Source organism: Bacillus sp. 103mf (assembly GCF_900116295.1).
GTDB lineage: Bacteria > Bacillota > Bacilli > Bacillales > Bacillaceae_G > Bacillus_A > Bacillus_A bruguierae.
Map to the genome: position 1 here is coordinate 447,254 of NZ_FPAF01000002.1, position 21,169 is coordinate 468,422.

The 21,169-nt window shown below is 34.8% G+C and carries 24 protein-coding genes; 9 read left to right on the forward strand and 15 right to left on the reverse strand.

What is annotated here, in order from left to right; translation table 11 throughout:
- Window positions 1–71 precede the first annotated feature (71 nt).
- From BM350_RS27450 to BM350_RS08795, 4 genes are all read right to left on the reverse strand, one after another.
- On the reverse strand, window positions 72–527 hold the full coding sequence (locus BM350_RS27450) for a hypothetical protein (protein ID WP_244547958.1): 456 nt from the start codon (window positions 525–527) through the stop codon (window positions 72–74).
- A gap of 35 nt (window positions 528–562) precedes the next feature.
- Window positions 563–919: a hypothetical protein gene (locus BM350_RS08780; RefSeq protein WP_090915613.1), complete on the reverse strand. Its 357-nt coding sequence runs from the start codon at window positions 917–919 to the stop codon at window positions 563–565.
- Window positions 920–1,219: 300 nt separating this feature from the next.
- Window positions 1,220–2,662 (reverse strand): PH domain-containing protein, encoded by a 1,443-nt coding sequence (locus BM350_RS08790; RefSeq protein ID WP_090915611.1) that lies wholly within the window; start codon window positions 2,660–2,662, stop codon window positions 1,220–1,222.
- Window positions 2,655–3,131, reverse strand: coding sequence for a PH domain-containing protein (locus tag BM350_RS08795; RefSeq protein ID WP_090915610.1), 477 nt, complete (start codon window positions 3,129–3,131; stop codon window positions 2,655–2,657). Before BM350_RS08795 ends, BM350_RS08790 begins: the two co-directional genes overlap by 8 nt.
- A gap of 403 nt (window positions 3,132–3,534) precedes the next feature.
- Between BM350_RS08795 and BM350_RS08800 the strand changes: the two genes are divergently transcribed.
- On the forward strand, window positions 3,535–5,943 hold the full coding sequence (locus BM350_RS08800; RefSeq protein WP_090915608.1) for a PAS domain S-box protein: 2,409 nt from the start codon (window positions 3,535–3,537) through the stop codon (window positions 5,941–5,943).
- Window positions 5,944–6,468: 525 nt separating this feature from the next.
- Here the strand turns inward: BM350_RS08800 and BM350_RS08805 are convergent.
- The 3 genes from BM350_RS08805 to BM350_RS08815 are packed head-to-tail and all read right to left on the reverse strand — an operon-like array spanning window position 6,469 to window position 9,161.
- The gene (locus BM350_RS08805; protein ID WP_090917603.1) at window positions 6,469–7,185 is read right to left on the reverse strand and encodes an EcsC family protein; all 717 of its coding nucleotides are present in this window, start codon (window positions 7,183–7,185) and stop codon (window positions 6,469–6,471) included.
- A gap of 16 nt (window positions 7,186–7,201) precedes the next feature.
- Window positions 7,202–8,422, reverse strand: coding sequence for an ABC transporter permease (locus BM350_RS08810; RefSeq protein WP_090917605.1), 1,221 nt, complete (start codon window positions 8,420–8,422; stop codon window positions 7,202–7,204).
- Window positions 8,415–9,161, reverse strand: coding sequence for an ABC transporter ATP-binding protein (locus BM350_RS08815; RefSeq protein ID WP_090917607.1), 747 nt, complete (start codon window positions 9,159–9,161; stop codon window positions 8,415–8,417). The genes BM350_RS08810 and BM350_RS08815 overlap by 8 nt, the downstream gene beginning before the upstream one ends.
- A gap of 551 nt (window positions 9,162–9,712) precedes the next feature.
- Between BM350_RS08815 and BM350_RS08820 the strand changes: the two genes are divergently transcribed.
- Window positions 9,713–10,147 (forward strand): HIT family protein, encoded by a 435-nt coding sequence (locus BM350_RS08820; RefSeq protein WP_090917609.1) that lies wholly within the window; start codon window positions 9,713–9,715, stop codon window positions 10,145–10,147.
- A 46-nt stretch (window positions 10,148–10,193) separates the two neighbouring features.
- Here the strand turns inward: BM350_RS08820 and BM350_RS08825 are convergent, their stop codons facing one another.
- The gene (locus BM350_RS08825) at window positions 10,194–10,385 is read right to left on the reverse strand and encodes a membrane protein YhzF (RefSeq protein ID WP_090917611.1); all 192 of its coding nucleotides are present in this window, start codon (window positions 10,383–10,385) and stop codon (window positions 10,194–10,196) included.
- 113 nt (window positions 10,386–10,498) lie between these two features.
- Here BM350_RS08825 and BM350_RS08830 point away from each other — a divergent pair, with 113 nt between their 5' ends.
- Window positions 10,499–10,861, forward strand: a complete 363-nt coding sequence (locus tag BM350_RS08830) for a YtxH domain-containing protein (RefSeq protein ID WP_139207714.1) — start codon at window positions 10,499–10,501, stop codon at window positions 10,859–10,861.
- Between the two features lie 298 nt (window positions 10,862–11,159).
- Window positions 11,160–11,720 carry an HTH-type transcriptional regulator Hpr gene (locus BM350_RS08835; protein WP_090917614.1) on the forward strand — a complete coding sequence of 187 codons (561 nt, stop codon included), beginning with the start codon at window positions 11,160–11,162 and terminating at the stop codon, window positions 11,718–11,720.
- A gap of 4 nt (window positions 11,721–11,724) precedes the next feature.
- Here BM350_RS08835 and BM350_RS08840 read toward each other — a convergent pair whose 3' ends face one another.
- Window positions 11,725–12,060, reverse strand: a complete 336-nt coding sequence (locus tag BM350_RS08840; protein ID WP_090917615.1) for a DUF1878 family protein — start codon at window positions 12,058–12,060, stop codon at window positions 11,725–11,727.
- A gap of 171 nt (window positions 12,061–12,231) precedes the next feature.
- On the opposite strand from BM350_RS08840, the gene BM350_RS08845 reads away from it, so the two are divergent.
- Window positions 12,232–12,453, forward strand: a complete 222-nt coding sequence (locus tag BM350_RS08845; protein WP_090917617.1) for a hypothetical protein — start codon at window positions 12,232–12,234, stop codon at window positions 12,451–12,453.
- Between the two features lie 30 nt (window positions 12,454–12,483).
- Here the strand turns inward: BM350_RS08845 and BM350_RS28000 are convergent, their stop codons facing one another.
- Window positions 12,484–12,612, reverse strand: coding sequence for a YjcZ family sporulation protein (locus BM350_RS28000; protein WP_313897363.1), 129 nt, complete (start codon window positions 12,610–12,612; stop codon window positions 12,484–12,486).
- Between the two features lie 187 nt (window positions 12,613–12,799).
- Between BM350_RS28000 and prsA the strand changes: the two genes are divergently transcribed.
- The 4 genes from prsA (at window position 12,800) to BM350_RS08865 (ending at window position 16,647) form a co-directional block, all read left to right on the forward strand.
- Window positions 12,800–13,645, forward strand: coding sequence for a peptidylprolyl isomerase PrsA (gene prsA, locus BM350_RS08850; RefSeq protein ID WP_090917619.1), 846 nt, complete (start codon window positions 12,800–12,802; stop codon window positions 13,643–13,645).
- Between the two features lie 196 nt (window positions 13,646–13,841).
- A complete protein-coding gene (locus BM350_RS08855) occupies window positions 13,842–14,480 on the forward strand; it encodes a formylglycine-generating enzyme family protein (RefSeq protein ID WP_170857672.1) in 639 nt (212 codons plus the stop codon).
- 427 nt (window positions 14,481–14,907) lie between these two features.
- Window positions 14,908–15,105: a DUF3955 domain-containing protein gene (locus BM350_RS08860; protein WP_090917623.1), complete on the forward strand. Its 198-nt coding sequence runs from the start codon at window positions 14,908–14,910 to the stop codon at window positions 15,103–15,105.
- A 300-nt stretch (window positions 15,106–15,405) separates the two neighbouring features.
- Window positions 15,406–16,647, forward strand: coding sequence for a DUF5068 domain-containing protein (locus BM350_RS08865; RefSeq protein ID WP_090917625.1), 1,242 nt, complete (start codon window positions 15,406–15,408; stop codon window positions 16,645–16,647).
- A 201-nt stretch (window positions 16,648–16,848) separates the two neighbouring features.
- On the opposite strand, the gene BM350_RS08870 is transcribed toward BM350_RS08865, so the two are convergent.
- From BM350_RS08870 to BM350_RS08890, 5 genes are read right to left on the reverse strand one after another with little or no spacing between them, the layout of a single operon-like run.
- Window positions 16,849–18,210 (reverse strand): sensor histidine kinase, encoded by a 1,362-nt coding sequence (locus tag BM350_RS08870; protein ID WP_090917627.1) that lies wholly within the window; start codon window positions 18,208–18,210, stop codon window positions 16,849–16,851.
- Window positions 18,198–18,860, reverse strand: coding sequence for a response regulator transcription factor (locus BM350_RS08875; protein ID WP_090917629.1), 663 nt, complete (start codon window positions 18,858–18,860; stop codon window positions 18,198–18,200). The genes BM350_RS08870 and BM350_RS08875 overlap by 13 nt, the downstream gene beginning before the upstream one ends.
- Before the next feature lie 48 nt (window positions 18,861–18,908).
- Window positions 18,909–19,667, reverse strand: a complete 759-nt coding sequence (locus tag BM350_RS08880; RefSeq protein WP_090917631.1) for a lantibiotic immunity ABC transporter MutG family permease subunit — start codon at window positions 19,665–19,667, stop codon at window positions 18,909–18,911.
- A gap of 1 nt (window position 19,668) precedes the next feature.
- Complete coding sequence (locus BM350_RS08885) at window positions 19,669–20,418, reverse strand: lantibiotic immunity ABC transporter MutE/EpiE family permease subunit (RefSeq protein ID WP_090917633.1); 750 nt, start codon at window positions 20,416–20,418, stop codon at window positions 19,669–19,671.
- A gap of 3 nt (window positions 20,419–20,421) precedes the next feature.
- Window positions 20,422–21,126 (reverse strand): lantibiotic protection ABC transporter ATP-binding protein, encoded by a 705-nt coding sequence (locus BM350_RS08890; protein ID WP_090917635.1) that lies wholly within the window; start codon window positions 21,124–21,126, stop codon window positions 20,422–20,424.
- Window positions 21,127–21,169: the final 43 nt, after the last annotated feature.

A 21,169-nucleotide genomic window follows, 5' to 3' on the forward strand; every position in this document is an offset into this window, starting at 1 on the left:
AACCCCCACTGACGGAAGTTTCACTTTATTATCGTTTTAAATTTCTTTATTTTAGTAATTTTTCTATATACTTAACGTGTTGCAAACCAGTATACTACAATGTAAACTAAGATAAATGATCCTCCAAATATCAACAAACGAAATAATATGGGGATAAAAGATAATGATGTGAAGTATAGTAAATATAGAATTATAAAAGGAATAAAAAATAAAAATAATATATATGTTTTATGTTTAACTATTGTTAGTATGAAACCTCCACTACAAATAACTCCTATTATAATCCCATATATCCAAATTATTGTTTCATCGCTATCTATCATTTCATCACCTTTTCCTATAAGAATTCCACCCTTTCTAATACTATCCTTTTTCCTGTTCTGCCATAAATAAGTTCCACCTTCAAAGTTAGATGTTGTGTCTAACTTTTGCGAAACAATACAATTATTGATATTTTTAAACAATACTTTGATACTAACAGATTCAGATCCTTTTATAATGTCTACACAAGATTTTTTCACTTTCATATAGTTGTACTATTGTAGCTTAAATAGACAAACCATTAAGCTATAAAAGCAAACATAATATAAAAGTAAGAGCCAATACCATAGGCGATAAAAGCAACTATTGTAATGAACCAACTTTCCTTATACTTTTGGACATACTTTGAAAGTACCCAAAGAAAAAGTAATATGATTGATTGAATCACTACGGCTTGTAATGTACCCAGTAGTGTAGCCGTCGTAGAATAGACTATCCATGTACTCAACAATAAACGTATAAGAATAGAGGTAACTGCAATGATTGTCTTCTCATAAGCTGATTTTATGGCAACTAAATAATAATCTTGCGAGATGACAATAAACGTTAGTAACATATTTAAAATCAAAATTGCAACAAATTCTATCCCCTCTGCCATTGCCTTCATTCCATTCTATTATCTAACTTTTCTATATTCATAGATTGATAAAAATAATCCTACTATAAAGATAAAACATAGACTAAATGTTCCGAGCGGATAGCTAATAAATGTTTTTCCCATGCCTTGGTGAGGACTAAATATAAGTGGTACAATCCAAGGATATATGATCAACTACTGTTCTTGAATCATACATTTTTGTAAGATGGGATGTTTCTAATACATATTCCACAGGCATACTCCTTTTATTTGGAATTTTATACCACATTTTTACCGAATTTACACATAAAAAAACCACCCTTACATGAGGGTGATTTTTTCATTACTCTTCTTATACCAATCCTGCATCTTCTCCGCATCTTCCATCCGTACATGTTCTAACGTATGACCAGCCGAGGCATTATGGAAATGATATGTGCAAAGTGCATCTTTTTTCTGGAAGTATGATTGACTTTTCTTTAAAGATTGAATATGTCTTCTTTTAGCAAAAACAGTATATTTAGCAATTCTGCGATATGATATTGTTAACTGGTCGTCATCAATACGATATCCGCCTGCTTTGTACTGCGCATAGCCAAGCCATATAGACACTAAGAAAAGTGGTAATAGCAATGCGAATAGAAAGTGTTTGTGAAAGTAAATACTTGCACCGATAATTGGTACTGCTACAATACAAGCGAACACAAAATTATCTAACATGTGACGTCTCATTGCCGTTTTCGGCAACCTTGTCATCTCACTTTTTATATCATATGGCAATTGTAAATATTGCAGCATCTCTAGCACTTTTTTCTTTTTCATAAGCGGATGTATCGTTACGTCTGTTTGTCCTTCTTCAAATTTTTGAATGGCTTCTACATGAACAGAGCAATATCCAAAAGGCTTGCGAAGAATACCTTCTTTTATTTTAATACCGTGAATACGATGCGTTTTCAAGACAAGCTCTTTTCTTTCTAGCAAACCTTGCGAAATGCGAATTTCATTTCCTTTACGTGAAATGGTAAAATTCGCATGTTGCAACGCATATTGAATCGTTGAAACAATCCACGATAATAGAAATAAAGCGACGAGCATATATACCCAGCCAGCTATGTCACTTTCTGATACATATGTTTCGACATAATGCTCAATTTTCTTCACAATATCATTCGGCATAATTTCCCGAATTTTATCTGCTAAAATGAAAAGAATTGAAAATAAAAGGCCAAATTTCCCGGACGTAATACTTGCTAGCAAAATTTCTTTCCACGTTAATGTATATGCGACTGTGTTATGTTCTTTCTTTTCAATCGTAGTAACCTCTAATTCAGGCGCATCCTTCACATCGCTATTTGTATTTAACATGGCAATTAAGCTTGCTGCTTCTTCTTGAGTAATCCCTACTAACTGTACTTCTGCTTCGTCAGCTCCGCCAGCTGTTTCAATTTTTAGCTTTGTGAGACCTAATATTTGATATAAAATATTTGAGCTCGTATTAATGGTTTGCACGCGATCTTTATTTAAGTAGCTTTCTTTCTTTGTAAACATCCCTTGTTTAATATGTAATATATTATTTTCAACCCAATATGTTTTGTAATACCAAGAAATAAAGGTAGAAATAACTGCTAAAGCAAAAAATCCAATCGGAACTAAATACCAAAACGGGAACTTGCCCTTAGCACTAATCAAAAATATTGCAATCGGTGCAAGGTCTCTCAATTTAATTTCAAACAAGATCGTAATCGGATGCTGCCGCTTATACATCCTCATCACTCACCTTTGCCAGTTCTGCAATTTGGCGCTTTAGCCTCTCAGCTTCGCGCATCGTCAATCCAGGAAGACTATGTGCTGTTGCGGCTGTGGAAATTTTCAATTCAGCTAAATCAAACTTACGCATAATAGGCCCTTGTTCAATTGTAATATGCTGAATACGAATCATCGGGACAAGTACTCGCTCTACAGTAAACATTCCTTTTTGAATTTCCATTTCCTCTTCGTTTAATTCGTAACTATAATAGCGCTGACGTAAACTTGGAAATACAAGATAACCGAGCGGTGCATACGCAAGAAGCCCTATCACAAGTGCACCAAATATCCAGCCTGTCCAATCGAATTTCATCATAAATATAAAATAAGCTATTGTAATAATAAGACCGATTCCAGATGTAATGAGCGAGCTAATTTGCCATACTCTTACCATCTTTGGATTAATTTCATTCTGTAATGGTTGCATTCTTTCACCTCTACTTCATAATCTATATAAACCCAAATTAAAAAGTCGATATCTCCCTCTTTTTAGGTGGACGAGAGCATGTCATGTTTTGTTTTGCATACCAACAACTAATATATTGAAAAATCAAAATGGATTTATCTAGTACATTTCTTTCTATGACTCTATCATGTTATTTAACATGCTGTATCCATCATATAAAAAACACAATTGGAAAACAAGTTATTTTAAGGTAATGTTTCCCTTTTAATAAGGTCTTAAATTCTAAGAGTAAATTTATATCATTTACTTTATAACAATATATTAAGTTGCAACAAGAAACGGGCTGTCCCTCTATTTCTATAATAATTCTTGTAGGATTTCCTCCTTTTTTGTCGAATTTGTTTGATATAAGGAGGAGCACTATATGTTTATCAAAGACTTTTTTATTAACCTTTTTATTTTTGCTTTCCTAGTTAGTTCAACTATATTCATCCAAGTGTTTGTAATTAAATCCAACCAGTTCATTGAAAAAGTATATGGGGCAATCATTGCTGTTATTTTGATGGTCTTCTCTTTTAAATACATGGGGTTTTACTATGATCTTCGAGCTGTTCCTCTCATTTTGTCATTTGTTTACTTTGGTCGTACTGCCGGTTGGATTACGTTACTTAGTATTTTTATAATGCGCATTATTTATATGGATGGATATTGTGGAGCATATGTCGTTGCCTTATTAGGAGTAGGTATTATATTTACTATTTTTAAAACATATTTCAAAAACTTGCATCCGTTTAAAGCTAGCTTTCTTTATCTGATTTGTTATGTAGCTATGATTCGATTGGTAGGTGAACTCTTCATTCCGACTGTAATATCTAACATTCTTTACATGCAAAGCTTATTCTTTACAAGTGTAGGTTTATTAAGCGGACTTTTTCTGATGGAAGCTTATCAAAAATTATATTCCTTAACACAAGATTTATTTAAAATAAATCAAAAATTAGAAAGATCGAAGCAAGAGCTAAAAGATACTGTTCATGAACTGCAAGGAGGGATTTTTAAATTTATTAAAGTAGATACGCACTTTATACATACGATGTGTGATGGACAATTTTATTATCAAAATGGATTTTATTCTGAACAAGTGGTAGGAAAAAGTTTACGTATGATAGATCCTTCCATTGTCCCTTCCCATCTCGTTCCTCAATTACTGAAGTATTATGTACAGGCGTGGGAAGGGAATGAAGTTATCTTTGAAATTCCTTGGCCAGATGATGAAACCATTGCGCTAATCGCTCTTAGGCCCTTTAAGCGAAATGGAAAAGTGATTGAAGTTGTTGGTTCTGCAATTGATATTACAAAGAGAAAAAAAGTGGAAGATGAATTAAAAACGACTAAAGAATTACTAGAGTCATTTGTAGATAACAACATAGATGCGATTGTTATCACTGATCGAGAAGGACATATTTTACAAGCGAATAAAGCTTATGAAACGATATTTGGTTGGTCCATACAAGAAGCGATCGGTAAAAAACTTCCTTGTGTACCCGATTTCTTAATGGATGAATCGATAAAAATTGTTCGAAATATCCTGTCTGGAAAATCTGCAATTACTCGATTAGAGACCATTAGACAACGAAAAAATGGGGATTTAATTGATGTAAGTATGACGATTTCACCGATTCTAGATGTAAGAGGGAAGATAATGGCCCTCTCTGCAATATGTAGGGACATTTCTGAAAGAAAACAAGCAGAAAAAGAACGACATCAATTATATCAACAATTGCAAGAAAGTGAATTGAAATATCGTGCACTGTTTGAACAGGCAGCGGATGCGGTATACGTAGTAGAATTGGATAGAAATCGAATTCCTACTCGATTCATTGAAGTAAACACGATTGGGTGTGAAAGGTTTAATTTAAGTAGAGATGAAATGCTTAATATGCCATTTTTTGATCTTGCTTCTAAGGATTCTCCCCTTTTAAAAAGATTAATAGAAAAAATTAAAAAAGGAGAAGATTCTTTTACTTTGCAAGATGAATATGTTTTTCCTACAGGAAAGAAAATAACGACAGAAATTAGTATTCGCGTATTCAAGTTGAATGGAAAAGAAGTTTTCTTAAGTATTTCTCGAGATATTACCGAACGGATCAAGACGGAAGAATTATTAAGAAAATCAGAAAAGCTTGCGGTTGTAGGTCAATTAGCTGCAGCAATCGCTCATGAAATTAAAAACCCTTTAACTGCCATGAAAGGATTTATGCAATTATTAAAAACGGTGGAAAATGAAAGTAATCATCACTATATAAATATCGTATCATCAGAAATTGATCGAATTGAAAGCATTACGAATGAATTTATGGCAATCGCCAAACCACAGGCAGTAAAAATTCAGCCTAATGATATAAGCATGTTAATGAATCAAGTTGTCATGCTGCTAGAGCCCCAAGCACTCATGAATAATATACAAATGAAGACAGAAGTTATGTCTAATATTTCAATGATAGATTGTGAAGGAAATCAATTAAAACAAGTATTCATTAATATCTTAAAAAATGCCATTGAATCGATGCCAACGGGAGGAGAAATTTCAATTCAAATTGATAGAGCTGATGATAATCAAATCAATATTCGATTTATGGATCAAGGATGCGGGATCCCTCAAGAACGTATACCATACCTTGGAGAACCTTTTTATAGCATTAAAGAAGAAGGTATTGGCTTAGGATTAATGATTTGTTACAAAATTATTGAAATGCATCAAGGCAAGATATGGATTGAAAGTGAAGTGAATAAAGGAACAACGATCGATGTTACTCTCCCTATTTGCAAATGATAAAACAAAAGTTGTTACATGTTAAAATATATGTATATAAGTTAAAAAAACGACATAAAACCCCTTTCTTTTTTATGGGAGGGCGAGAGCATCTGGCCGTGCATAGGAGCGGTCAGGGCCCTTTTCTGCCACATGCAAGGTTTAAAACAAAAAGAGAAAGCAAGTAGTGGTCATGTTGTATTCTGCATAGCAGTGACTTATAAAGAAAAGCGGAAGCGGCTCGCTCAGAACAAGAGGGGGATGGAGCTTCTGACATAGAGGCGCTTTTTGCCTCGGCGGAAGACGCGAAGCCACCGACTGTTCTAGCTGCTGGAGCTGGATTATAAAGAAAAGCAGAGCCGACTCAAAAGAGATGTAGCTGTCATTTGAATCGGCTCCTTCTTATATGTTCACTTATATATCAGCGCTTTTTAAAATATATCGGCGCTTCGACACAATTTAAAGATTACTCGGCGATATTCGACACTACAAGTACACGAAAAGGACCTGACATTAGTCCTTTTTCGTGTCAGATCCTTTATATAATTACATCATACCTTCTCGCTGCAAAAACCGCAGCCGGTAACAATTCATCGTCACTTCTCCAAGCCGCTGCAGGAGTTGATAGTTCGCATACGCTCCCACCGGCGCACCAATGACAGGTACGAGCTGCAGCATTTTGGCTAGGTCAATATAATCGCGGTATTCTTGCTGAAATTTCTCCCAGTCTATATGATTTTCCTTATTCGTATCCCAGGTCTCAATGGCCTTCCATACTTCCTTCCGATGATTATCGCTTGAGAAAGCTAACTGAAATACGTGAAGAATGAATAATCGTTCTTCTTCTTTACTCGTGTCATAGCCGTACAATGTTGCCGCATCAAACAAAAATTTAATTTTAATGCTGAGCAGCAGCGGGAAGTCAGCAAGCCCGAGTAAAAATCCTCCTGCTCCTGTCCCGGCTCCTTCTGCGGCTGCAATCTTTTTATACTCCTCTATCTTCTTTAGCACTTCTTCATCTCTTTTTTGCAGTGACCAATCTGTTTCTTTTAGCCTCGGTTTGATAAAATTCGAGCCAATACTAATGCCTTGTACCATCTTTTTAATGGTTTCTGTAAGTATATTTTGCACTTTTTCTGGAATGAGCTGCTGCATTTTCGTTTGAACTGCTTTAGAGAAACGTGTCATTGCAGAAGAGTTTTTTATCATTTTTCTTTTCCACTGTTGTAATTCTAAGATGACCTTTTGTTCATATTCAGTCATTCTTTTCTCCCTTTCCCTATATGATGCGGGATAATTTTTTTAAACGCTTCACCCCGTATTGATAGACAAACAAGACACTAAATAACATATTTTCAAGAAAAACAAGTCCTGTCATCATGATATCCTTCGTTGCAAACGCAAATAGTACAGTGAAAATGACACCACCTACACAAAGCAACGTACATAATAACGTCAGAAAATCTTTCATTTTCGCTTCTTCTCGGACAGGGTATAGCTCAAGCCATAATTTCAAACGATGATGCTTCCATAAACTTAACAGCTGATAGCCGATTAAATATAAAAACACGACACCGACAAAAAGACGAACATAGAGAAACGGCGCAAAGTATAGAATCAAGCCGCCAATTGCCAGTAAGCGGACATACAATCCAAAATAATTTCCTGAGCGTAAAAACGTGCGCAAGAATAAGAATAAATATGGCCGTTTGTCTGAGACAATCTGAAGAATAAAATCAAGCCATTTGCGGCGAGCTACCCGTTCTTTTAATGCCGGTACATCCACAAACATATTAGCAATGCGGTACAGCAGCATCATTTTCTTTCCTTCTTCAGCAATTAAATATTCCCAGTTCAGCGGCTTTCCTTTTACTTTCTGGTGCAAGTATACAAGATAAATCACCATCGCCATGACGATTGCTCCCATATACATAACAGAAGCGCGCTCGACGAGGAAATAAACGAAGAAAAAGTTAAGTACAAAACGAACAAACCAGTCCGTAAGATGAATACGATTATCCGTCATATACGACTTTTCCCACGTCACAAATAAATTCCAGCCTTTACTTAACACGATCGCAAGTACAATTACGATGTATGTTTCCCCAGATTGTTTCGTCTGCTGGAAATAGAGCGGAGCAAGCGCCGCACTTACCATCGCCACAATATACAGCTGGATCATAAACGTAAATTGAAATGCTTTTACGAAATATGCTTTTAATTTTTCTTCTACTGAAAGTAAATACACAAGATCCGCTTCTTTTAATAACGTTTGAATCGATCCTGTCGTTAACACAAGTCCTATCAGAATCGCCATCACAAATGAGATCGGAAATGCAGGCGTTAATGTTTGCAGCCATTGCTGATAATAATACGCACCCGCTCCGATAATAAACACAAAAATAAATTTCAAATGATCATTAAACACATATTTACCGTATGTACGAATTTCCTTTAAAAAATGTCGAAACCGTTCTTTCCATAACTCTTTACTATTCATCAGCATCTTCTTCCTTCGTTAGTGCAATGTAAATATCATCAAGCGTTGCTCCCGGCATGTTAAACTCGCTTTGCAGCTCTTCAAGAGTGCCTTGTGCACGAATTTCACCTTGATGCAAAATAATGAAGGAATCGCAATAACGCTCTGCTGTCGCTAAAATATGTGTACTCATTAAAATGCCTGCACCGCTTTTCTTTACTTGGTCCATCATTTGCAGCAATGATTGAATCGCTAGCGGGTCTAGTCCAACAAATGGTTCATCCACAATATATAAAGAAGGCTCGACTAAAAACGCACTCATAATCATTACTTTTTGTTTCATCCCTTTTGAAAAATGGGATGGAAACCACTTCAAACGATTTTTCATACGAAACTCTTTTAACAGTCTTTCTACGCGTTTTTCGTACTGTTTCTCTTCAACGCCATACGCCATTGCCGTTAGCTTTAAATGCTCTTCTAACGTTAGCTCCTCATAAAGCACAGGTGTTTCTGGAATAAACGAGAAACTAGAGCGATATGCTGTCATATCATCTTTTAACGTCTTACCGTTAATCGTAATATGACCTTGTTTCGGCTCCATTAATCCGATAATATGTTTGATCGTTGTACTTTTTCCCGCACCGTTTAAACCGATTAAGCCGACCAGCTCTCCTTTCTTAACAGAGAATGAAATATTTTGTAATACAGGACGCTTCGTATATCCGCCTGTGACATTTTCCACGCGTAATAATTGTTCCATATGACACCACTTTCTTCATTTATGTATATGTATCATCTTACCAAAAAAATAAAGCTTCTACATAGTACAGACATACGATAAAAAGAAAAAAATTCCTTTGCATATCTTCCGTCAAAGCGGACATCATAATTAGTGAGGAAGGAACACATTGAAAAAGCAACCATAAAAGTGATGAATACAGCCTAGCGAACTCATCATGAAATGGGGTGTCTATAATGGACAAAGGTAATTTACACGGAGTCATATAATTTGTTTCATTTTAGAAACGGGGTGTCTCGAGGAGAGTAGATACTGTTTTATAAAATAAACAATTCATTTCTAAAGGATTGCAACATCATTTCAATGTAAATGGGGTGTCGACGGCAGAATATATGTCGAGTTACCGCGCATTTCCTAAATAAATGAGGTGTCTCCCAAAGGTAGATTAAACGAAAATGCTTTTTCAAACCTTCTTCAGAAGGCAGGAAGCTCAGCGGCTTCCTGCTTTTCGTGTTTTTTCTATTGTGTAATTATGATAAAATACGGCTAAGACTACTGAAAGGATGAGGAATATGAATCATACAGCGGATAATTGTATTTTTTGTAAAATTATTGAGGGGCAAATCCCTTGCGCAAAAGTATATGAAGATGAACATGTACTCGCTTTTCTTGATATTAGCCAAGTTACAAAAGGACATACACTCGTAATTCCAAAAGTACATAAACAAGATGTATTTGCATTAACACCAGAAATTGCCACGCACATTTTCTCTGTTGTTCCAAAAATTTCAAATGCGATTAAAACTGAATATAATCCAGTTGGTTTCAACTTATTAAATAATAACGGAGAAAAAGCAGGACAAACTGTCTTTCACTTCCATTTTCATTTAATTCCACGCTACGGTGAAAAAGACGGTTTCGGTGCTGTATGGAAATCTCATCACAGTGATTACACAATGGAAGAATTACAAAACATTGCAAACACAATTGCAACTAGCGTAAAGTAACTCTTTTATCAGAAATGATGAATGTAAAAGATCAAATCTTTATTATCTATTGCAGTATGTACAATAGGATTGTACATACCATACATACTCCGCCAATGAACGCGAATCTAACAGCTTGCTGCTTCACCGAAAGTATTGGCGGGTATGATCTTTTCTGTTTTAAAATAAAAAATAATTGCATTGCTCGTACAAGAAAGAAAAGACTGACAATAAAACAAATGCTTGTAATCAATTTCACTTTTCTCCCCCCTTGTCTTATGCATATGCACAGTTTTACACATCATGAGTATAACAATGCTGTGAAACTTCCATCTATGATGGCGAGTTACACAAATTAAGGAGGCCATTTTCATGTCAAAATCTAAATCCTTTCTAACTGGCGTCATTTGCGGCGGAGCTGTTGCTGGACTTGCTGTACTCTTTTCTACTCCTTCATCTGGAAAAGATATGCGAAGTAAGTTAAAAGAAAAAGGAAATGATATAAAGAAAACACTGGCTGATATTACAGCAGATACAAAGCTATTAAGACGACAAATCGTTGAAACAGCTTCTGAAGGAAAAGAAGTGATTCAAGAATTAAAAGTTGATATGCACGAAACACTTTCCACATGGAGAAAAGATATCTCTCAAAATAAACGCCACATTGAAAAAGAAATTGAAAACATTCAAAAATCAATTGAAAAGTTACAACAAACGGTTCCTGATAAAGCGTAATTTTTCGTATATAACAAATATTTTTGATTCTTATCGTCTCTTATACGGCACATGACATACATGTGCCGTATTTTTTATACAATGATACTCCTTTTCTTTCTACATCCAAATAAGAATAAAATTCCGTCAATCTTTGTCCTGTCCTACAAGGAAACGCTTTTATTACTACTCGAAATTTGTATAGTTTTGTCATTTTAACGAAAAATTTTCACAATTCTAACAAAAACACTTTATTAATTTTTATTTTACTGGCATAATAGATAGTAATGAATAAGAATTGTATAAAGTGGGTGAATCGATGAAAAACGGAGAAAAAAGTTATTCAATAAAAGAAGCGATGATTTTTAGTCAACGTATCGCTCAATTATCAAAAGCATTATGGAAGTGCGTAGAAAAAGATTGGCAGCAATGGATTAAACCATACGATTTAAATATTAATGAACATCACATTTTATGGATTGCGTATCATTTAAAAGGGGCTTCTATTTCAGAAATTGCAAAATTCGGTGTCATGCACGTATCCACGGCTTTTAACTTCTCTAAAAAACTAGAAGAACGCGGTCTGCTTATATTTTCAAAAAAAGAAGATGACAAACGAAACACGTATATTGAAATTACAGAGAAGGGAGAAGAATTGCTATTGCAATTAATGGAGGAATATGATCCTGAAAGTAATTCTGTCTTTAACGGTGCCTTGGCTCTTCGTAATTTCTACGGTAAATTCCCAGAAAACATCGAATTAATGGCTATTTTACGAAATGTTTATGGGCAAGACTTTATCGATATTTTCGAGAAATCATTGGATAATATCGAGGATAGTTTTATAGAGCACGACGAAAAACTTGTTAAAAAATGCTAAATTATTATCTTTTCGCTATCATATGTAAAAACTCTTGCATCAATGGTTGAAACAAACCTTGACGTTCGAGCGCTTCCGCCGTCTCTTTTCCTTCGAGGCTTTCTGGAAGCGCTCTTTCAAATTTATTCAACAGCTCATCAAATAAAAGCAAACCTTCTTGCTTTTCCATTAAGTATTGCTCATTCATTTGTTCACAAAGAACTAACAAATGTTCTACATCACATTTCATCACTTTCTTCTTTATAATTAAAGAATAAAATGGACACTTTTGTTCATCTATCATATTAAAAAGAAGCGATACATAATATTCTGCTTGTTCTAAGCGTTTCACAACGTCCATTTTCTTCCCTCTCTTTCTATATAAATCGCTACTATTGAACATAAAAATTGACCTGCTTTCTCCCACGCTAAAAAGGGGATGTCTTTTTTAATTTGTATTTATATAATCTCAGTGCCTCTATTTCAGAATTTTATAACACGAACAAATTATCGTATGATACAATAGGATTATATGTATTTTCGCCAAAGGAGGACTCTCCTCGTGACAATTATAATTACATTTATTGCTTTTGCATTTATCGTTCTAGCTTATGCAAACATTATGACACACACACTGTGTCAACAAAAACAAATATCTGATCGACGTCAAACGAGTGTCTTTCGGTTCGTTAACATATGCATTACCATTCTATTAATTTCTAGTTATATAGAAATTATATTTCATGCAAAGTGAGGAAGGAAACCCCTTCCTCACTTTTTTCCTCTATAAACAAATTATACCTACTATTACTAATAAAATAAACAACACAAGCCATAAAATTAATTGTTGATTCATTATAAATTCAACCTCCTCATTTCTCTTTGTATGCGTGTAAGCCCAGAATGGTGACATGACCGAATCTGACAATCCTTACGAACAAATGGGCAATTTTTCTTTATCAATAGGAAAACGAACCGAAATATGTTATATTAAATTTTGTACATATTGCTTATACTATAAAGTGAAACTTCCATTAGTGAGGGATTACTGCCCGTTCATGCGGGATTAAAAAATACATAATAGTAGGAGTGTTTATTTCATGAAGAAAGCAATGCTTGCCCTAGCTGTAACAAGTGTATTCACATTGTCAGCATGTGGCACTTCTGACAAAGTTGTAACATCAAAAGCTGGGGACGTAACAAAAGATGATTTCTACAATGCAATGAAACAACAAGGCGGTAAAAACGTCTTACGTAACCTAGTAATGGAAAAAGTATTTATCAAAAACTACCCAGTAAAAGATGATGCCGTTAATAAACGATTTGACGAATACAAAAAGCAATACGGCGATCAATTCTCTGCTGCATTAAAACAAAGCGGCATGACTGAAAAACAATTAAAAGAAACTGTTCGCGCTGAGCTTTCAATGAAAGAAGCTGTGAAGAAAAGCATCACAGATAAAGAAATAAAAGACAATTACAAACCTGAAATTAAAGCAAGCCACATTCTTGTAAAAGATGAAGCAACTGCGAAAAAAGTAAAAGACGAACTTGCACAAGGCAAATCTTTTGAAGAGTTGGCAAAACAATACTCTGAAGATCCAGGTTCAAAAGAAAAAGGCGGCGACTTAGGATACTTCACATCAGGTAAAATGGTAAAAGAATTTGAAGATGCTGCATATAAATTGAAAAAAGACGAAGTGAGTGATCCTGTAAAATCACAATTCGGTTACCACATCATCAAAGTTACTGATATTAAAGAATTAAAACCACTTGATCAAGAAAAAGATCGTATTAAAAACGAGCTTGTTGACAAGAAAATGCAAGATCCTAAATTTATGAACGATCTTGTTACAAAAGAAATGAAAAAAGCAGATGTGAAGATCGAAGATAAAGACTTAAAAGATGTTTTCGAAACTCCAAAGGCTGAAAAAGAATCGAAGTAATAATAAAAAAGCTCGGCATATGCCGGGCTTTTTTTGTTTTAGGTTTGTATCCTATACAACCTTGTTATCTTTTAATTATGAATTTTTCGTTTTCGTATTGCTTCCACGCTTCGAAATGAGGTAAAATTCGTAAAAAAGTGTTCATTAGGAGGCAGTTAGAGTGTCCAATGAAATAAAAAGTTCCATTGACTATCCAATGGTGAAAATTCCAGCGGGCGCAGTGGAATTAAGGGACGACAGAATAAAAAGCACATGGAAAGCTGAAATCAAACCGTTTCTTCTTGCCCGGTATCCTGTAACTACAGATCTATACTATGCTATTACAAATCAATCTTCTTTTGACGGAGATCTAAAACCGGTTGTAAATATTTCTTGGCACGATGCGATTTCCTTTTGTAATCTGCTTTCACAGAAAGCTGGACTGAAAGAATGTTATTCTATAAGTAACGATGGTGAAAACATTATTTGTGACTTGGAAGCAGATGGCTATCGACTTCCTTCAGACGCAGAGTGGCAATATGCATGTAAAGCAGGAACTACTGGTTATAGATACGGAGAGCTTGATAAGATTGCCTGGTATAATGAAAATTCAGAAGGCAGGGTCCATGAAGTAGGAAGAAAGGAACCGAATTCATGGGGTCTGTATGATATGCTAGGGAATGTTTGGGAGTGGTGCTGGGATTTATATGATGAACAAGTATACGGCTCCTACAGAATTTTCCGAGGAGGCAGCTGGGCTGAAGAGGCCAGAGGTTGCGGGGCTTCGTGTCGTCGTCGTAGCCATCCAACCTTTCGCATAGACGACCTTGGATTCCGTCTTGCCCGGTCTTTTTAATTCTACAAATATGCTCTTTTCCAGCTCAGCTAAAGTTCAATAACACTGATTATATGAACGGAAAGTTTCTTCGGTTCTTCTGAAGAAACTTTCATGTACAGAAAACTTCTATTCAGCCTACAACTATTTTTATGAGACATAATAATTGATAATACTTCTTCCCCTATCGCACTTTCATGAAAAAAGCGGTTAAATATGCTAAATTCTCCTGTGAAAAATTCCGATGCTTTTCAATTACTTGTTGCAACTTATCCATCCAAAAATCCCCTCCCCTTCATTTAAAACCCACACATATACACTTTTCCCTCTTACAGATCTGTAAGATTTTTGTCACCTATATAAATAGTACTAACTACATGACAGTACTATAATTATTAACTATAAAGCAGTTATTTTCAAAAAAAATTCCTACACATGGAGGTTTAATATGAAAAAATACATTTTAACTTTACTACCATTTATTTTCGGAATCGCATGTTTTGTTAGCTTTCATACTGTCGGATCTACAGTCGCTCCAGATGGTAAACTTGTAGAACCATTTTATTTACTACCAATAGGTTATGCATTCATTGCTATCGGTACCGTTAGTCTTTTTGTAAATAAAATGAAAAAGGTTAAGAAGTAGACTAAAAAAAAAGCTTTACTAAAGCTCTTTTTTTAGTCTACTGAACGTTTGTAATGATATCCTTCTTCATTCTTAGAAATCCCCTCTGTAAAAGTTGAATTGACAGAATCCTCGTTGATTTTCTACGTTTTTTGACATACAGATTTATCTACTCAAATGGTTCAAGATACCAGAAAGAGGTGGTAAATGGAAAATATTTTTTATATAATGAAGCGTAGAAAAGATAGGGAGGGCGATACAACCGATTATTCGACTATCTAGATTAGGGGTTTAGTAGAGAGAAAAATAGGGGGAAGAGAAATGTCAAAAAAAATAATTTCTTTATTTTCTATCATGATGGTTGCAGCCTTTATGATAACTGGTTGCGGTCAAAGTGATAAAGCAAGTAAAGATCAAAAAGAAAATAAGACAGAAAAAACGGATACAGCAAAAGAAAAAAAATCTGAAGGTGCGAAAGCTAATTCAAGCGATTATTCAAAGCTTATTTCATATATGGAGAAAGAAACAAACGGTAAAACGAAAGTCCTTTATGAAAACAAGGAACCGCAAGTACATAAGTTACAAGATGTTTCAGTATCGCTTGATAACTATACATTAGTTGAATTGAATGATTTTCATAACGATTTTAGCATTCCTTTTAACAATCAAACAGATGGTGGGGTTATTCTTGCACACTATACTGTAAAGAATAGTTCAAATAAAGATGTTTACTATATGCCAACCTTAGACATGTCATTTACAGGCGCTAAAAAGGCTTACACGAATTATAGAGATTTAATTCCAAAAGAAGAACAATTATCTGAAAAATTGTCTCCAAAAAATAATTATTTAGTAGAAGCAGGGAAAACCGTTTCTGGTTATGTTGCTTATCCATTCGGTAAAGATGATTTAACAAAAATTTTGGGGCTATCAACGGTATCAGTTAAAGTTTCTGAAGCGCAAGCGAATAAAGGAAAATTTGACGCTCCAATCGGAAGTGCGGGGACATTTGCGTTAAGTGTAAATAAACAAGGTAGCAAAAAGGTTGCAGCAGATAAAACTTTTTATAAAGATAAAGCAACCGTTGATAACATGGGCGAGAAGAAAATGCTAAACGAGAAAGCAAACATTAATAAAAGTGAACAATTAGGTGATGTCAATGTTACATTAGATGGATACCAATTCACCAAATTCACGCCAAATTCTGTTGAAGCTCCGCGATTTGAAAATTTCAAAAATGGCATTGTTTTATTGACAGTTCAATTTAAACTCAATAACAAAGGGTCTGAAGATATTGCGTTGTCTTCAATAAGTTCTACACTAAAAGTGAATGATGGCGCGCAGTATACGCTCGGCGAAGGCATGTTGCTAACTTACAACTATAATGATGTGATCAAAACCGGAACATCTGGCGAGTTATTACAAGTTTACCTCTTAGATGAGGAGCAGTATGAAAAGATTTGGAAAAACAAGAGCTTTGAGGTCGAATTAGGACCTATGAGAAATAAAGAGGTAAAAGACCTTTCAAATGGGAAAAAAGTGACATTCACATTACCAAAATAAAGTAGCAAGAAAAGCCTGGGTGAGGTTGTTTCCTTACCCAGGCTTTTGAATCTTTTATTCCGTATTTTGTTGGAACACCCTTTTTCTTAAGAAAAAAGGAAAACTACCTTAATGCAGCCGGTCAACTAAGACATAAGTTATCATTAGTATAGTTAAAACTATAAAGACTGTATGAAAACAAAACTTTGAACGTTTTCTCCACTACACCGATATTTCCAAAACAACTTTTGCCCCGCCTAGCTTTTCTGAATTATTTAAATAAACATTTCCACCATGCTGCTTTGCAAAGTTTTTAGCAATATATAGCCCGATTCCATGATGATTTTTTGACTTTCTACTTTTATCTCCTCTATAAAATTGCTCTGTGGCTGAATTCATTTCTTCTTTTGTAAATCCTCTTCCTGAGTCCTCGACAATGAACCGGACCTTACTATTACTAGTTTCAACTGAAAATATCAAATCACCATGTACCGGGGAATATTCAATTGCATTCATCATCACATTCATAATTGCTCTTTTCAAAGCACCCTCATCAGCATTTATAAAACTCGGTATGTCCTTAACCTCTTTGATTAGATTTAACTGCTTGTCCAAAGCACAAATTGCACTTTCCTCTATAATATGATCAATAAAGTTTTGAAGTTCTATTTGCTTAAATTGAAGTGAAGTCCCTTCCTCACTTTTCGTAATGTCAAGCAAAGATTTCATATACATTTCCATTTCAGCAACACTTTTCAGAATATGCTCATTACATTTCCCCTGATTCGAATCCAGCATCAATTCATTTAACAACTCGGCATTCCCTCTCAGTATCGTTAATGGCGTTTTGACATCATGTGCTAAAGCAGCAATCTGTTCTCTTCTATTCGTTTCCATCTCCCACTGTTTACGTAAGGAATCGTTCAATTCATCTTTCATTTTTACTAAGGAATCTAATATTTCATTCACTTCTATGATTCTAGATTGTTCTACTTGAAAATCTAAATCTTCTTTTTGAATTTTATTGGTTACCTTTTTCAAAATTAGCATTTCCTTTGACAATGATTTGCCAAAAAAACGAGATAGAAAGAGCACTTCTGCAACAAATAATAGGATAAAAGAGATAATCAAAGAAATGTCTGGGATTGGTAAATACTTCTGCAAAACAGGATTTTTATAACTAGTATGCAAAGTATATAAAACGACACAAATATCTTTATTTCGTTTTATAACTGCATAGTAGTATCCTCCGTCACCTATTTCATTGTTCTGTACGTTATCCCATATTTTCCTCGCATCATTTTTATGAATATTCCCTTGAATGATGTTTCCTGAAAAGTCATACACAACATATTTATATTGTTTTAAAATCCGTTCATCGCCCTGTTCCGCTTTTACTATGGCGTCTCTTTGTGATTCAATCTGTTTCTCATAATAATTTGCCGGAAGAATCACCCCTTTGTTAACTCCAATACTGAACAAGCTCAGATGAAAAATAACTAAAGCAATTGTCCCTATTGAAAATGCGAAAATATACCGTATAAAAATTTTGCGGAGATTTATTTGTCTTTTCACTTTTTCCATTTATATCCGATTCCCCACACCGTTTCTATTGGATTCATGCCATACTTAGATAATTTATAGCGGATATTTTTAATATGTTCCACAATTACCAGATCATCACTTTCGCCATCATATCCAAAAACATTTTCATAAATCTTTTCTCTTGAAAATACTTGACCGTGATTGAGAGCTAAATACTCACAAATTCCATACTCGCTTTTCGTAAATGCGATAACTGTATCGTCATACCTTATTTCTTTACACGATAGATTAAATGTAAGACCTGACAGAAAAAAGGCATTTTGCTTTTCCCTATGTTCACGTCTTACATGCGCTGACACTCTTGCACGCAGTTCGCCGATTCCAAAAGGTTTTGTAATATAATCATCTCCGCCAAGGCTAAGACCTGTGATCAGATCCTTTTCCATTGTTTTCGCAGTTAGAAACACAATGGGACTATCCACCAAGTCCCGAATCTCCTTGCAAAGTGTAAATCCATCTATTTCTGGCATCATGACATCTAATAAAATTAAATCATAATGACAAAATTTGTTCTTGGAAATCGTAAGAGGATTACGAACGGCAGTTACCTCATGTCCTTCTTTTTCTAAAGCACTTTTTATAATATAAAGAATGCCTTCTTCATCATCAATTGCTAATATTTTTGCCATACAGATCCCCTCCTCCTTCCATTATAATGCTGTGTTTACAAAATGTGTTTACATTTCTTTACGCCCTTCATAAAAAGAAAACCATATAAGTGACATAATAAAAGCAATAATCGTTGAGCAAATACATATAACTACTCCCATTTGAGTATCTCCTTGTAAGGCATGAAACGAATCAGGTCTCAATCTGTATTCAAAAAAACTACTACACAATCTCATCCCCCACGCACACGGAATGTATTTCCAAATAACCTCTCCCAGCCCGGTAAGCATTAAAGCTGCCAGTAAACTTTCTATAATGCCGACTCCAATGGAAGCACCTTTACTAAAGCGAAAGTTCAAGAACAGATGGAATAGATACATAAAGATTTGACATCCAAAAAGTATTAAGGAAATCTCAAAATATAAAGAAAGGGGAAATTCATTCTGCCCTAACAAAAAATGAAAACCTGCCGCAAACCCAAAGACTGCCAATATAGTCGAACAAAACCCGCATATTAACAGTAAACATACTTTACTAATAAATGCTTTCCGCTTTCCGTATTCTGTTGCTAAAAGTTCTGTAAAGTTCCCTGCTAACGCTTCCTGTTCCACAATAGAAGAACATACAACACTAATAAGCAGTGGAAAAGTCATAGATAATACTTCTATATAAACTGGAACCTTACTAATAGTATCAACTTTGGAAAAGGAATAGTAACTTAAAAAAAGAATAATCCCGATGATTGGCATCACTATATGTATCCAGAAAAAAATCGTACCCTTCATCTTTAGAAAATCAGCTCTTAATACCCTTGGTAAAACTCCCATTTTATTTTGCCTCCTGCTTTTCAAACCATTTTGTCGTCACATAAGTAAACAAAAGAAACAGCACTACCGAAATGACTATGCCTGGCAGCAGGACATGATAGGAGAGGAGTTCTGGTGTAAACGTTACACTTTCTGGTTTTGCAAGCATACCATTCGGTAATATTTCCATAATCGGAATCATGAGTCTACTTGGATATGCATATGGATTGAGCAGCCAAATACTTTTTGTTGCAAATGCAAGTCCTACTCCATTTGCTATCACGTTTAATAGAACCGTCAAAAATATACCTATCTTGTTACCTAAAAACAAACATATAGGAATTTGCCACATAAAGGTAACAACCAAAACAATGCTTCCTAATAATGTATTCTTCACGGAGATTATTTGGAAATCACCTTTATTTAATAGTAAACTAAATAACTGTATTCCACAGAAAAAAATCATGCAGGAACAAATCAAAATTCCTAAAACCAGTAATACTTTAGAAACCCATACTCGTTTTAAGGAAACAGGTAAAGATAAGATGGCTCGATTATTCATTTTTTTATCCTTTTCCGCAAGAAGTGCACAACTTAAAGAAAGCATTCCTGAAAGAATAGTGGCGTACCACCAGTTGTAACTAGTTATTTGAAAATACCCCCCCGAGATTAAAAGCGCAATCAACATTGGAGTTAATGGAGCTAGCCATATCAGCTTATTTAAAAAAGTATGTTTGATTTTTATTTTTTCAGCCGCAAGATATGGAATCATTTCTTATGCCTCCCTTTTATATTTTCTCGAAACTTGTACAAATAAATTTTCCAAGTCATCATTCTTATTCAATTTCCCCTGATATCCTAATACACCGTTAGCTATAATCCCAACATGATCTGCAACCTGGCTTACTTCGCTTAAAATATGGCTGGATAAAATGACAGTAATTCCTTTGCTAGGGAAAGAAAGGATCAATTCTCTTAATTCCTGTATACCAAAAGGATCAAGTCCATTCATTGGTTCGTCTAATATTAAAAGCTTCGGATGATTAAGCAATGCAATGGCAATTCCCAACCGCTGCTTCATTCCCATCGAAAATTTCCCTGCCCTTTTCTTACCTGTATTCTCTAACTCCACAACATGCAATACCTCATCAATCCTTGATTTCGGCAAGCCTAAAGCAGTCGTACGAACCAGCAAATTTTCTTTTGCCGTTAAATTTTCATAAAGCGGAGGGGACTCAATCAAAGCACCGATAGAATGTAAATCATGCCGCGTCCATGTATGACCATCAAAATAAATTTCACCAGAAGTAGGTGTAAGCATGCCCGTTATCATTTTCAAAGTAGTCGATTTCCCCGCCCCATTCGCACCTAATAATCCATAGATTGAATGTTTCGGTACAGAAAGTGAAATATCTTGTACCACCCTTTGTTTTTGAAATGTTTTGCAGAGATTCTTTGTTTCTAAAATCATCTCACTCATTCTAAACTTCCTCCTTGTATTTGGTGAGTCTAGAATAAATCAC